Below are 14,292 nucleotides of genomic sequence, written 5' to 3'. Positions count from 1 at the left end.
AAGTGTTTTGCGGAAATATCCAAACTATGGTTTGTTTATCACCCGCTTCGGAAATATACTTCGCTTTCTGCGGGCAAAGAAGAATTGTAGTTCATTCTTCTGTCCCAACCTCTTATGTTTAGAAAAGATTAGACAATCAGATACTTATTTAATCTTGTTTTGTTGCTTGATTCATGAGGTGCCAAATGGAACCTTCTGCTTTTTTCCCCTCTTGAATTCTGTCCAAAGCCATTTTAACTTGCATTCTTACTTCAAATTCCGGGTCTTCTAAAGCTTTTTCTAGTGCAGGGATAGCTGATTCGTCACCCACTTCGTATAAGAACATGGCTGCACGCCAGCGAACGAGGCGGCTGGGATCTGATAATGAGAGAATCATTTCAGGCATGGCTTCAGTAAAGCCGAGATCTGAGAGACAATCCCCTGCTGTGCGACGAACGTTAACTGCTTTATCCTTCAATGCTTTATAAAGATAAGGTAAGACTTCTGGTTCTTCAATCATACCTAAGTAAGCAGTTGCCAGTCTTCTAATTGATGACCTATCATCTTCCAGCGCTTTATCTAATACGGGTAAATCTTCTATTGTAGGATCCATCCTGTCCATGACGGCATAGCGGTCACGCCAGTCAGGCTGATCCAACATACTTAATGTCACTTTGTTTTTCTGCTTGTCTGAAGAAAGTTGTTCCGGGTCTTCTGAGAAAGCGGCTTTGATGAGTTCATTCAATCTTTCTTTATCATAACTTGCAGATAACTCTTCAACGACTTCTTGGCCAATGTCATCAATCTTCCCATATCGTGGGTTTTTCTCGACCCATTTTCTTTCCATTAACATATTATCTGAGGCTTCTGACGCTTCAATAGCTGCATTGGTAAAACGTTCTGGGAGGCCGAAGCGTTTTTCATGATCATGTTCTTCCACTTTGACTTGCATCGGAATATTCCGGAATTCTTGAACGAAGACGTTGATCTCTCCATAAGCGTCTTCACTTGACTGAGATGAAGGCGCAAAGATATCTTCTATCGCTTCATTTGTTGCTCCACCCAGCAAATCCCGCACTTTTGGAAGGATATCCTCCCACTCCACACGAGGTCGTCTCTGAATGGTAATAAAGTCAATCACACGATAAATGCCACTTATTCCATTGATTTCAAACAACTTTTGTATATACTCGGGCGCCTCTCTTAAGTCATCACCGGATTTATAGTTTAATGTCTCGCCATCTTCTAGATGTTCATCGACGTTTATTTTCATGGAGTGTGGACTAGGTGTGGGTTCAATCGAAACAATTTTCATAAGTATCACTCCTTATTTTATCTTACGACTGATTTTAACAAAGAATAGCCTGTTTATCCATTTTCGCAACTAATTGCTTACTACGCGTTTGAAAGGAGAATAACGGGTAGAGAACAATTATAGTTTGAATAAAGCTAGAAGATAAGTAAATTCTAACATTAACTAAGGAAAAAGGAAGGATAAACATGGTATATAGAGAAGAAATAAAAGTTGATCGTGGAATTGATAATACATTCAAATTTCTTATTGAAGGCTACCGCTACATCCCTAACCAGCGTCGTCGTTTAGATACGAATATGTTTGAAACACGACTTCTTGGAGGACAAAAGGCAGTCTGCTTAACAGGAGAAGATGGAGCGAGTCTTTTTTATGATAATGATAAGTTCAGACGTGCGGATGCTATGCCAAAACGTGTATTAAAAACCTTATTTGGACAAGGTGGTCTTCAAACGTTAGATGATGATGCCCATAAGAACAGGAAGGAATTGTTTATGTCCCTGATGGGTTCGGAGCGTATATCTGATATCGCCCAAATTTTTAAACAAAGATGGGACGAGGCTCTTGACGAGTGGGATAGAATGAGTGAAGTAAATTTATATGAAGAAGCCAATAAAATTTTGACAATCACCATATGTGAATGGGCAGGAGTTCCACTGCGGGCAAATGAAGTTGAGGAACGAACAAAAGATTTAAATGCCCTATTTGAAGCGGGTGGAGCTGTCGGATTAAGACACTGGCAAGGAAGAGCCGCTCGAGAAAAAACTGAAAAGTGGGCTGGAGAATTGATTGATCAGGTGCGGAATGGACAATTAGATGTTCCTGAAGAAAAAGCCCTTTATAAAATGTCTTGGCATCGCAAATTGGATGGGGAACTAATGAGTACAGACATTGCTGCTGTTGAATTGGTCAATATTTTACGTCCGACAGTTGCTGTTTCAGTTTATATTGCATTCTGTGCGCTTGCTCTTCATGATCATCCTCAAGAAAAAGAAAAGTTAAGAGATACATCAAATGAAAGCGACTTTCAAATGTTTGTCCAAGAAGTACGCCGTTATTATCCGTTTTTCCCAATCTTGGCAGCAAGGGTTCGTCATGATTTTGTTTGGAATGGACATGACTTTAAAGAAGATCAATTAGTTATATTAGATCTTTATGGAACAAATCATCATCCGAATTTATGGGATAAGCCTAATGAATTTATACCTGAGCGTTTTGAAGATTGGAATGGAACCCCCTTTGATTTTATCCCACAAGGTGGAGGGGATTATTATATGGGGCATCGTTGTCCAGGCGAATGGTTAACGATTGAAATTATGAAGGCTTGTCTAGATATGATGGTTAATCATATGGAATATGACGTTCCACCACAAGATTTAGACTTTAGTATGAACCGGATGCCTAGTTTGCCGAAGAGCCGTTTTATAATGACTAACGTTAAGAGAAAATAACTTTCCCTTTTGTAACACAACACAAAAATAGGCCACTAGAATAACATGAAAAGAGATCTTATTTTTATTGGGGGAAAGAAAGATGAAAATTCATGTTATTAAAAGTGGCGAATCCTTATGGCGGATAGCCGCTCAGTATGGTTCGGATTTGAATCAAATTATCTTAGTTAATCAATTTAAGGATCCAAGTGTGCTTGTTGTCGGACAATCGATTGTTATTCCTGAACCAGGGAGTGACTATGTTGTCGAAGCAGGTGACACACTTGGGAAAATTGCTTTTCAGTCCGGGGTGTCAGTTGAAGAATTAGCGCACGCTAACAATATAACAGACCCAACTTTAATCCATGTTGGTGAATTGTTAAAACTACCTTATTCCACGTATACTGTTCAAGCGGGAGATACATTGTGGGCGATTGGTGAGCGCTTTAATGTTTCAGTGAATAATCTTATTCAATTAAATCATTTAACCAATCCCTCCCAACTTACAGTAGGTCAGGACTTACGAATTCCACAAAAACCACGGCCAATTAAAGAAGTCAATGCGTATACGACGGCGATCAATGAGCGAGGGAGAGATGAAGTTCTCTTACTTGGAAACAATTTTACTTATTTGTCGCCCTTTATGTACAGCGTAAAAGAAGATGGTTCATTGACATCAATGCAAGAAGAAGCACTTCTTAATGCTGCTAAAGTAAATGACGTCGCACCACTCCTTGCGCTAACGAACTTTAGAAACAATAATTTTGATTCGGATTTGGCAGCGACAATCCTCGGGAATCCGACACTTCAAAATACACTTATCAACAACTTACTACAAACAATGCGAGCTAAAGGTTATCGAGGGCTTAATATTGATTTTGAATATGTTTATCCAGAAGACCAAAAGAACTATAATGACTTTTTAAGAAGACTTGCGGCTCGGTTACGTCCAGAAGGTTTCCTACTATCCACCGCTGTCGCTCCAAAAGAAAGTGGCGACCAGCAAGGGTTACTGTATGAAGCACATGATTATGCGGCTCACGGTGAAATTGTTGATTTTGTCATCATTATGACTTATGAATGGGGTTGGGCAGGCGGTAGGCCATGGGCAATTGCGCCGATTAATAAAGTGCGCGATGTATTGGACTATGCCGTAACGGTCATCCCAAGACAAAAAATTATGATGGGTGCGCCACTTTATGGACGTGATTGGAAAGTTCCGTGGCAAGAAGGAACGTTTGCACGAACCGTTAGTCCAGAGGGAGCAGTTGATTTGGCTGCTAGAAATGGTGTGTCCATTCAATACAATGACACATACCAATCGCCCTTCTTTAGATATACAGATAATACGGGACAGGAACATGAAGTATGGTTCGAAGATGCTAGAAGTATGCAGGTCAAATATGAAACGGTTAAGAAATATGGCATAAGGGGTGTAAGTTACTGGGTGCTTGGGAATGACTTTCCCCAAAATTGGCCAGTGCTAAAAAACGAATTTAAAGTTAGGAAGGTTTGATGAAACTAACAAGGCTAGGAAGAAGATTGGGATAGTTAACTTGAAATGGAAATCTTTTGCTGTCTTAGCGAAGTATATTTCCGGAGCGGGTGATATGCAGCTACGATGGCTCGGATACTTTTGTGCTAAACACACTTATGTCCGAGCTTTTATCCTAGCCTTTTCCAACCTAATTAATAATATAAACGTCTAATCGCTTTTTCATGTGCATCGACAGTTTTTCTGATATCAATGTTGTCATGAACTGTTGACATGGAATACCGGTTAAGTGGCTTCAAGAACACACCAAGATCGAGCAGTTCACGGTCAATCGCTTCACGAAGCTTATTATCAGCTTGCCACATGTCACGGTAATTTCGGATGGGATTTGAGCTGAGAACGATATTAAAAATACTACCCATGCCAATCGTTTGCATTGGAATATCGTAGGAGGCATAAAGTTCTTCCAGTTGCTTTCTTAGTTTATTTGTTTGCATAAAAAGTTGTCCCATTGTATTGTCTTCTTCTAGTAACTGGATGGTTTCTAGTCCAGCAGATAAGACAATTGGATGCCCATTGTATGTTCCGCTATGGAATACGACATCGTTTTTCTTGTGACTCTTTCCGTCGACTGAGAAGACATCGCTACCCGCATTCGGTGCGCTTAACATCATGATATCTCGACGGCCTCCGATGGCTCCGACCGGAAATCCCCCACCAAGGACTTTTCCAAGCGCTGTTAAATCAGGTGTAATATTATAAACGCTTTGAGCTCCGCCAAGATGGACTCTAAAACCTGTTTTAACTTCATCAAATATGAGTAGAATGCCAAGTTCTTTGGTAATCTTCCGCAATCCTTCTAAGAACTCAGGTTCAGCTGGAATAAAGCCCCCCTGAACTGGCTCTAAAATAACTGCTGCAAGCTCATGAGCATGTTTTCGTAAAAGTTGCTCTGTTGCTTTTAAATCATTGAAGGGTAGAATAATTGTTTGGTTAAGTTTATCTTCTGGGATTCCTTTTGATTCTGGGACAGCTGAAGGATTCCCTGCTTCACCTGCTTCCTGCTCATTAGGATTGACACTAACGAGAACCTCGTTATAACCACCATGGTAATGACCTTCAAACTTACCGATTCTGCCTCTTCCTGTATAAGCGATTGCTAAACGGATGGCGAATAACGTCGCCTCTAGACCTGAATTCGTGTATCTCACCATATCGATGCCGGGATAAAGTTCGATTAGTTTTTCTGCCATTGTAATTTCTAATTTATGCGGTGTGCCGAAGATCGCTGTCCCGATGGATTCCATGTATTTAGTAGTCGCCGAGGTAATCCGTTCATGACCGTGCCCCGTAATGAGCGCGCCATAACATAATGAATAATCGATATATTCCTCACCATCAACATCAAATAATTTACTTCCGGACGCTTTTTCCATCACGATAGGATGTGGTGGGAAGTATTTGATATTAGCCGAAATTCCTCCAGGTATCACTTTTTCTGCTTTTTGAAACAAACCTTGTGATTGTACTTTTTTCCCACTTTCAAAGGAAACTTTTAATCCCATTTTTATAGCCCCTTAATTATATGACTTAATTATAGTATATGCATTAAAGGATATTTATGCAATTAATATTTCATAATATAATCATTGATGAAGTATTAATTTCATTACATATGATCTCTGTGTTGATGAAAAATATCGTTATCGTCCCATAATTGTTCTAATTCCCTTAATCTATTATTAATCTGGTCAGGTTTTTGCTTTCCGAGATAGGTAACAAGAGCATTGATTATACTTAAGGGTGCGACGAAGGAATCAAGAAATGAGGGCATTTTACTCGAAGCTACTAAAGATATCGTCGCGAGTTGAGTGATTGGTGATAATAAACTATCTGTTATGGCAATGATGGGGACATCTTTACCTTTAGTATGGTTAACTATATCGAGAGTGGCTTTGGTATAGCGAGCGAAGCTAAGGCCAATGACGACATCGTTTTTATTTAAATCATAAAGTCGTTCAATGGCTGTTTCATTTGATTGGATGAGTTCACAGTTTCCAAACATAATATCTAAGTAATAATGTAAAAATGACGCTAATGAAACGGCACTACGGCTAGCCACAATATAAATATTCTCAGCTTCTAATAAATATGAAGCTGTTTTTTCAAAGTCTTTCAGTTTTAAATTTTCCATTGTCATTCGAATATTTGTAATGTCATCCTCAAATACTTCATAGATACCCTTTTCTTCTTCACTATAAACGTCACGTGACATTTGTAGTCGTTCAACCGTGTTCAATTGTTTTTCAGCAGAATCATACATATATTGTTGTAGTTCATTATAGCCACTATAGCCTAGAAATGTAGCGAATCGTACGACTGTCGCTTCACTAACATCAGACATCTTAGCTAATTTGCCGACTGTTAAAAAAGGAGCTGAATGGGTATTTTCCAAAATATATGTGGCAATTTTTCTTTGAGATTTACTCATCTCTGGGAAACGGTTGGAAATGGTTTGATAAACATTTGATCGTGGCATCTTTCTATTCCCCCTTGGTATGATATTTTTCTAATGTAAAAATAAGTAGTTCCCTAAATTTTTTCCGGTCTTCTTCCGTGAAAGGTTTGGGTCCTTTTGTTTTTTTGCCAGCTTTCCGAGCTTGTGCACTTAAATGGCGTGTTTGCAGTAGTGTGTCTATATTTTTATCAGTATAAGAAAACCCTTTATGATGAAGCACTATACAACTTTTTGCTAAACCTAAAGAAGCTAAACCATAATCTTGAGTAATGATTATATCTTCTGCTTTAGCTTCTTTTAAAATTCGATAATCGGCCGAATCCGCCCCCGTATCGACATAGATAGTTTGTACACCTGAATTTTCTTGTTTTGGTGAAAAATGACTGTAGCTTTTCACAAGTACAACAGGAATGTGGTATTGCTTAGCTTCATTAATCACAATATCTGTTACCGGACTTGCATCCGCATCAACGTATATTTTCATAATAAACCCCTTTGTTGCTCATTTATCAATTCTCAAACTCTATGTAAAAGGAGTAAAGTTCATTTGTCAATTAATCTAGTGCGGGACAAGGGGACAGGCACTGCGTCCCGTTTCTTAGAGTGCGATAACGGATTATTACGAAGGCAGTGTTGGGACATGTTATACTAAGAGAAGCTTTAGTTTAATGAATGGGAGGAAAGTAGAATGCCTGAAGTAAATGTAAATAATACAACACTCTTTTATGAAGAAAAAGGGGAAGGTGAAGCATTAATTTTACTCCATGGCTTAACCAGTAATCATCTAATGCTTAAGCAAGAAATGGAGTATTTTAAAGACTATTTCCGAGTAATCGCTATAGACGCCAGAGGACATGGTAAGTCGGAAAAACCGTCATCCTACACACTTGATGACCATATAGAGGACACCATTGCTATAATGGATAAACTAGGCGTAGATCAAGTCAACTTGATTGGTATGTCAATGGGGACTTATATTGCTCAAGGCGTGGCTATTAAGGTTCCTGAACGAGTTAAAAAAATGATTCTAGTTTCCGGCAACACACATGCCAAGGGTGAAGCCGAGGGTTTGCTAGCTGAACATCGGGAGGAAATTGGACATTTAAGCTTTGAAGACCAGATGGGAGAGATGGCCGGTCATATTTTTTATAATATGGAAGCAGTCGGTAAGTGGTTGCAGAGTATTCCAGGAGGATTGACACCTGAACAACAAGTGATTGCGGCTGATGCACTTGCTGACTTTGATTTCAGACCAAACCTAAAAAATGTAAAAGCAGAAACTCTAATCATTAGCGGAAAGCATGATGGGCTTAACCCACCTGAAGAAGGAAAAGAAATTGCTGATTTGATTCCTGACGCAAGATTTGTAGAATTTGAAAACTCTGGCCATGCTCCAGGAATAGAGGAAACGGATAAGTATATGTCACTAATCAGTGATTTCTTAATTCGGGACGTGGGGACAGGCACTGCGTCCCAGTAAAACTGGGACAGCGCACCTGCCCCTATGTCCCGCGGTCCATTTGATACAATTTTTGGTAACGTTTGTTGTTTTGTACTAATTCTTCGTGGGATCCTTGCATGGCAATTTTGCCATCTTCTAGAAAAATGACTTGATCCATTTTTTCAATTCCTGCTAAATGATGGGTTACCCAGATGATTGTTTTTTCTTTTGTTGCTGTTAGTATTGTATTTAACACTTCTTGCTCTGTCATTGGATCAAGCCCTATAGTGGGTTCATCAAATAAAATAATCGGCGTGTTTTGAAGGAGCACACGTGCGAATGCAATTCTCTGTCGTTCTCCTCCTGAAAATCGCTGGCCCATTTCTTGCATGGGTGTATCTAAACCTTGAGGTAGGGAAGCGATTAAGTTGGTTAATTGAGCTCGCTCGATAACTTCTAATATCTCCTCATCTGTTGCTTGAGGTCGTCCCATACGTATATTATTTTTTATTGTTGTATCAAATAAGTGAGGTTTTTGATTTAAAACTGATACCGTTTTTGATAATAATTCATTTGTCATTGACTGTCCGTTAACTAATACATTGCCTTCATTAGGCTGAAGCACTCCAGCCATGAGTTTTAACAATGTTGATTTCCCCATGCCACTTTTCCCGAGAATAGCTATTTTCTTACCAGGTAATATGTTTAAAGATAGTTGATCAATTACTTTTTTCGATTGGCCTGGATAGTGATAGCTGAGTCTTTTAAGCGTTACCGTTGGGGAGGTGTTGTCCAGGGAAATATCATTTGCGTATTCAACTGCTTCCGCTTGTTCGTCCTCTATTTTCTGAATACGCGTTAAAGAGTCCTTGTATGTCGGAACGTGTTCAACGGCCTCTGATATCGGTAAAAGAGCCTCCATAATGGAAAAAGTCATTAGAACAAAAGCAGCAATGACTGTCGGTGAAAAGGCTCCCTGACCTGTCTGTTTATCTGTCCAAATAATCATCAGAACAATAACAAAACCTATAATGAGGCGGAGCAGAGCATTACGGACATGTTTCCACTTACGGAGATTGTTTTCCGTTTTTACAAGAAGACGATTTTCTTCCTCCAAGCGTCCTAGAATTTCATCAGTTCTGCCACTGGCTTGCCAATCAACTTGCCCAAAAATGGCGTCTGTCAATTGACTATATAATTTATTTGTCTGTTGTTTTTCATCTGTATGCTGTCGTCTCGTCGTTAACAGTGATAAAAGTGGTAAAAGGAAGACGAGCGTACCTAAAACAAGGAGCATCAATAAAGCAAAAATCCAATCAAACACTCCAAGAACACTTACGAAAACAGCATAAGTAATCACTCCGAAGATACTTGGAAAAATAGTCCGTAAATAAAAGTCTTGTAAATGTTCGATATCGTCCGATAAAACACCGAGTAAATCGCCAGTTTGATAACGGCTACTTAAGAATAAAGCCTGTGGCTCGACCATTTTATATAATCGGGTTCTCATCTTTTCAAGGATGCGTAACACGATATCATGATTAACGAGCTTCTCTAAATAAACAAAAACGGCTTGCCCAATACTAAACGCTCTTACAGCGACAATGGGCACATAAACTAGCATGATGTTTTCCGGACGGAGGGAGGATTTTGAAATAAGATAACCGGATACGAATAGTAACATGGCACCTGAGCCAATGCCTAATAAACCAAAGAAAATACCAAGGCTAATTCGTCCTTTATGATGTTTTAAATATGGCAAAATCCAATCCTTCATTTCAAGTCCCTCCTTTAAGCCGGTGTTGTAGGTTAAAGTAAGTGCCAGTTTTTTTGACTAATTGGTTATGAGTTCCTTGTTCAGCAACTCGTCCATTATCTAAAACGATGATATCATTCATATGATGCATCCAATGCAGGCGGTGAGTCGCTAGGAAAACAAGACGATTTTTAAAGACGCGCAACATGACTTGCTTTACCTCGTATTCTGTCTCAATATCAAGATGTGCTGTTGGTTCATCAAGTAAGATAATTGGTTTATCACTTAGTAAAACACGAGCCATCGCTATACGTTGTTCTTGACCACCACTTAACGTAAGCCCGCCTTCACCAATCTTTTGGTGCATGCCTTCTGGTATTTCATTTACAAAATCCTCAAGTTCAATTTCACGAATAACCTGTTTGACTCTTTCGTCAGTCGCTTCTGGAGCATAAAAGCGAATATTATCGGCAAGTGATGCAGGGAAAATATACGGATGTTGAGGAATATATGCAATGTTTTTCAACCAATCATTTTTCATCGTATTAACATCTTTTTCGTCTATTTTAAATTCCCCACTTGTTGGACTTAAAAATGAAGCGAATAAGTTAATCAGTGTCGATTTTCCAGCCCCACTTTCGCCAATAATGCCAATCATACCTGTACCTTGCCAAGAGAAGTTAATATTTTTTAATATAAGCGATCCTTTATCGCCAACATTGATTTCTTTTAAAGTGATCTGACTCGATGGTGTCCACGTAAATGAAGTGACTTGATCTGTCATGTCACTTTTTTCGTCTTCCGCAATAATTTTATCAATTTCTCCCATCGCTACTTGCCCGTCTAGTGTAGCGTGAAAATCACTACCAACTTCTTTAATTGGTGAAAAGTATTCAGGAGCTAAAAGCAAGATTGTTAAAGCCGGAAAAAGTACCATTGCCCCGTCAATTAAGCGAAAACCAAGTCCAACAGCCACAAAAGCTATTGAAAGACTGGTGAAAAAATCAAGGGCAAATGAAGAAAGAAATGCCACACGCAATGTTTTTACTGTAGCTTCTCTGTATCGCTTACTAACTTTATTTATTTTATAGACATGCTTAACACTTTGTCCTAAATATTTAAGAGTTTCCAGGCCTTTTAACGAATCAAGAAAGTGGTTTGATAAAACACGATAAGTCGCATATTGTTTATCAGCCATTTTTTGTGCCGCAAGTCCTAATAAAATCATAAAAATTATTATAATCGGTACAGTCACGACGAGGATAACAGCTGAGATTTTATCAAGAGTGAACACATAAAGTACAATCATCAGCGGTACAATGAACGTCCGAATCATACGGATTGAAATAATTTCAAGGTATTTTTTTAATTGATCCATACCTTCAATAGCGAGTGTAACTAAGCGTCCTGTTCCTTCTGTTTGAATAAATTGCTGTCCTTGACGGAAATAGGCCTTCACTAGTTTCTTTCGTAAATTTGTACTCGTTTTTTGAGCATAGTTTTCAGTTAAATACTCTTGGAAATGTGATAAGGCGTGACGCAGAATAAAAGCGAGAAAGAATAACGCTATATATGGAGCGGTGTCATTAAGAGGTACACGATCAAATAAAAGTGTAATTGCCCGAGCTAAAAAATAAGCTTGGGCAATTATACCAATGGTTTCAAAGATTATTAATATGGTTAGACTAGCGTAAAGCTTGCGACTTCCCGGATAGGAAGGCAGACCTTTTTTTCGTTTCATTAATATCCCAACTCATCATCTTTTTTAAGTCGCTGACGGAAAACGTAGTAACTCCATCCTTGATAACCTAACACAAATGGTAACAACGTGAGCGAGAAGTAAGACATAACTTTAAGCGTATAGCTTCCCGATGCAGCATTTAAAATCGTTAAATTATGGGCTTCACTGATTGTACTGATCATGACACGTGGGAACATACCAATAAAGACACTTGCTATAAGTAGCCCTATCGTAACACTTGTTAATGTGAATGCCCAGATATCTGATTTTTTAATATTAAGCATGCTCGCAACTAAAAGTGCTGCCCATGCTCCAATTGGAAGTATGATCCAGAAAGTTCCATGATACGTGAAGATATCTGTTGTTAACCATCCGATTATTGCAAAGGCGAGCAAAGAGATCAAGGCGAAAGGAGCAAATCTCTTACTGGCTCGTCGCGCCCTCTCTTGTAATTCACCTTCAGTTCGGATCGTGATAAATTGCAGACCATGCACAATGCAAAGCAATAGAAACATCACGCCACCTAATAACGCGAAAGGATGCAGAAACTGTAAGAAGCCTCCAACCATTTCTTTATCGCCGTCAATAGGCATCCCAGTCATAAAATTGGTTAAAGCCACACCCCAAAGGACAGGAGGAAGGGCACTACCAATAAACAGGGTCCAATCCCAGATGTTTTTCCAACGTTCTGTATTAACTTTTTCCCTAAATTCAAATGAAACTCCTCGTAAAATAAGCGCCAGTAACATAAAAACGAACGGAATATAAAAGCCACTGAATAAAGTCGCATACCAATGAGGGAAGGCTGCAAACATCGCACCTCCCGCGGTGATCAGCCATACCTCGTTTGCATCCCAGAATGGTCCTATCGTTCCAATATACGTTCGTTTTTCTGCATCATCTTTACCTAAAAACCGTGCAACGGTTCCAACGCCAAAGTCAAACCCTTCTAAAATGAAGAAACCAACGAAAAGAATTGCAATGAGTAAAAACCAAAATTCATTAAGTGACATTTGGAGTAGCCTCCTCTTCTGATACATCAAACGGATCGTCTAAATTACCAGATGTATCTTCTGGTTGATCTTTCTTTTTAATATGTTTCACAAATAGATAAACAGTGACGCCAGCTAAAATGGCGTACATTAACGTAAATGAAATAAAGGAGAATAACACTTCATTAAAGGTTACAGATGGTGAAACAGCATCTTTTGTTTGCATCACTCCAAAAACAACCCAAGGCTGGCGTCCCATTTCCGTCATAATCCAACCAACTGTATTGGCGATGAATGGAAGTGATATAGCGTAAACCATAATTTTTGTAAACCAGGGTTTTTTCTCTAGTAAATCTTTTCGAGAAGCATACCAGCCATAAAGGCCAAGTAATAGCATTGCTGTTCCGCTCATTACCATGGCACGGAAACTCCAAAATACGGTTTTGACAGGTGGGATATAATCTCCCGGTCCATATTTTGCTTCATAGGCTGCTTGAATTTGGTTCATCCCTTCAACTTCACCACTAAACTTACTATAAGAAAATAGGCTGAGAAGATATGGAATTTGAATTTCGAAACTATTTTCCTTAGCGTCCGTATCTATTCCTGCAAGTACAGTAAATGGTGCTGGATCATCACTTGTATTCCATAACGCTTCAGCAGCAGCTAACTTCATTGGTTGGGTTTCAACCAAATTCTGTGCTTGTTGGTGGCCAAAGACCATCACAAACATAGCCGAAATAGTCGCTACAATAATTGAAATTCTAAATGACTTTTTAAACATAGTGACGTCGTGTTTCTTAGCAATCTTCCAAGCACTCACACCCGCGATTAGGAAAGCTCCTGTTGCGAATGCTGCAAATAAAGTGTGAGGGAATTGTACCCATAAATGCCCGTTCGTTAAAATTTCTTTAATACTCGTCATTTGTGCTCGACCGTCAGCTAACTCATAACCAACAGGATGTTGCATAAAAGCGTTCGCTGATAATATCCAAAACGCAGATAAGATTGTTCCGATTGAAACAAGCCAAATTGAAATCAGGTGTACTCGCTTAGAAAGTCGATCCCAACCGAAAATCCAAATTCCGATAAAAGTAGATTCCATAAAAAATGCAAGCAAACCTTCGATGGCTAATGAAGGGCCAAAGACATCTCCAACAAAACGAGAATAAGTGGACCAGTTCATACCGAATTGAAACTCTTGCAGAATACCAGTAACGACTCCGACCGCAAAGTTAATAAGAAAGAGAGTTCCCCAGAACTTTGTCATTCGTTTATAAATCTCATCGCCTTTTTTTACGTACAGCGTCTGCATGATAGCAATAATGAGAGCTAAACCAATCGACATAGGGACGAAAAAATAGTGAAAAATCGTTGTGGACGCGAATTGAAGTCTAGCTAATTCTAATGTGCCCAAGATGGTTAACCTCCTATTAATAAGTGATGTTATTCACATATTTTCCATAAATTAATAGCAAATGTTTATAATTAAATTTAATACTATGGATGTGTTGAAAACCTTATACACTACTATTATATAACTTTATTCATTTAAATAAATACCTATAGGTTACAGAATTGGCAAGGTTTATTGACGATTTGATGTCGGAGATTTGTACAATGTATGA

11 protein-coding genes are annotated in these 14,292 nt (G+C 38.9%); 3 read left to right on the top strand and 8 right to left on the bottom strand.

Annotated elements, in window-relative coordinates; genetic code table 11:
* Window positions 1-148: 148 nt before the first annotated feature.
* Complete coding sequence (locus KQI49_RS08310) at window positions 149-1,294, bottom strand: conserved virulence factor C family protein (protein ID WP_216487964.1); 1,146 nt, start codon at window positions 1,292-1,294, stop codon at window positions 149-151.
* Window positions 1,295-1,479: 185 nt separating this feature from the next.
* Here KQI49_RS08310 and cypC point away from each other — a divergent pair, with 185 nt between their 5' ends.
* Both cypC and KQI49_RS08300 read left to right on the top strand, forming a co-directional pair.
* Complete coding sequence (gene cypC / locus KQI49_RS08305; RefSeq protein WP_216487962.1) at window positions 1,480-2,742, top strand: CYP152 family fatty-acid peroxygenase CypC; 1,263 nt, start codon at window positions 1,480-1,482, stop codon at window positions 2,740-2,742.
* 82 nt (window positions 2,743-2,824) lie between these two features.
* Window positions 2,825-4,237 carry a glycoside hydrolase family 18 protein gene (locus tag KQI49_RS08300; protein ID WP_216487961.1) on the top strand — a complete coding sequence of 471 codons (1,413 nt, stop codon included), beginning with the start codon at window positions 2,825-2,827 and terminating at the stop codon, window positions 4,235-4,237.
* A gap of 173 nt (window positions 4,238-4,410) precedes the next feature.
* Here the strand turns inward: KQI49_RS08300 and KQI49_RS08295 are convergent, their stop codons facing one another.
* The 3 genes from KQI49_RS08295 to KQI49_RS08285 all read right to left on the bottom strand — a co-directional run bounded on the left by KQI49_RS08295 (window position 4,411) and on the right by KQI49_RS08285 (window position 7,218).
* Window positions 4,411-5,781, bottom strand: coding sequence for an aspartate aminotransferase family protein (locus KQI49_RS08295; protein ID WP_216487959.1), 1,371 nt, complete (start codon window positions 5,779-5,781; stop codon window positions 4,411-4,413).
* 104 nt (window positions 5,782-5,885) lie between these two features.
* Window positions 5,886-6,755, bottom strand: a complete 870-nt coding sequence (locus KQI49_RS08290; RefSeq protein ID WP_216487957.1) for a MurR/RpiR family transcriptional regulator — start codon at window positions 6,753-6,755, stop codon at window positions 5,886-5,888.
* Window positions 6,756-6,759: 4 nt separating this feature from the next.
* On the bottom strand, window positions 6,760-7,218 hold the full coding sequence (locus tag KQI49_RS08285) for a YaiI/YqxD family protein (RefSeq protein ID WP_216487955.1): 459 nt from the start codon (window positions 7,216-7,218) through the stop codon (window positions 6,760-6,762).
* A gap of 204 nt (window positions 7,219-7,422) precedes the next feature.
* On the opposite strand from KQI49_RS08285, the gene KQI49_RS08280 reads away from it, so the two are divergent.
* Window positions 7,423-8,214 carry an alpha/beta fold hydrolase gene (locus tag KQI49_RS08280; protein ID WP_216487954.1) on the top strand — a complete coding sequence of 264 codons (792 nt, stop codon included), beginning with the start codon at window positions 7,423-7,425 and terminating at the stop codon, window positions 8,212-8,214.
* 22 nt (window positions 8,215-8,236) lie between these two features.
* Here the strand turns inward: KQI49_RS08280 and cydC are convergent, their stop codons facing one another.
* Genes cydC through KQI49_RS08260 form a run of 4 tightly spaced genes read right to left on the bottom strand, consistent with a single transcriptional unit; the run spans window position 8,237 to window position 14,081 of the window.
* A complete protein-coding gene (cydC, locus tag KQI49_RS08275) occupies window positions 8,237-9,952 on the bottom strand; it encodes a thiol reductant ABC exporter subunit CydC (RefSeq protein ID WP_216487953.1) in 1,716 nt (571 codons plus the stop codon).
* A 1-nt stretch (window position 9,953) separates the two neighbouring features.
* Entirely contained in the window at window positions 9,954-11,672 is a 1,719-nt protein-coding gene (cydD, locus tag KQI49_RS08270) for a thiol reductant ABC exporter subunit CydD (protein ID WP_216487945.1), read from the bottom strand.
* Entirely contained in the window at window positions 11,672-12,685 is a 1,014-nt protein-coding gene (cydB, locus tag KQI49_RS08265) for a cytochrome d ubiquinol oxidase subunit II (RefSeq protein WP_216487937.1), read from the bottom strand. Before cydB ends, cydD begins: the two co-directional genes overlap by 1 nt.
* Complete coding sequence (locus KQI49_RS08260) at window positions 12,675-14,081, bottom strand: cytochrome ubiquinol oxidase subunit I (protein WP_216487935.1); 1,407 nt, start codon at window positions 14,079-14,081, stop codon at window positions 12,675-12,677. The genes cydB and KQI49_RS08260 overlap by 11 nt, the downstream gene beginning before the upstream one ends.
* Window positions 14,082-14,292 lie beyond the last annotated feature (211 nt).

This window comes from Virgibacillus sp. MSJ-26 (assembly GCF_018918075.1).
Taxonomy (GTDB): Bacteria; Bacillota; Bacilli; order Bacillales; family Amphibacillaceae; genus MSJ-26.
Note: the sequence above shows the minus strand (reverse complement) of the source record. Positions and strands in the feature narration are given on the sequence as shown.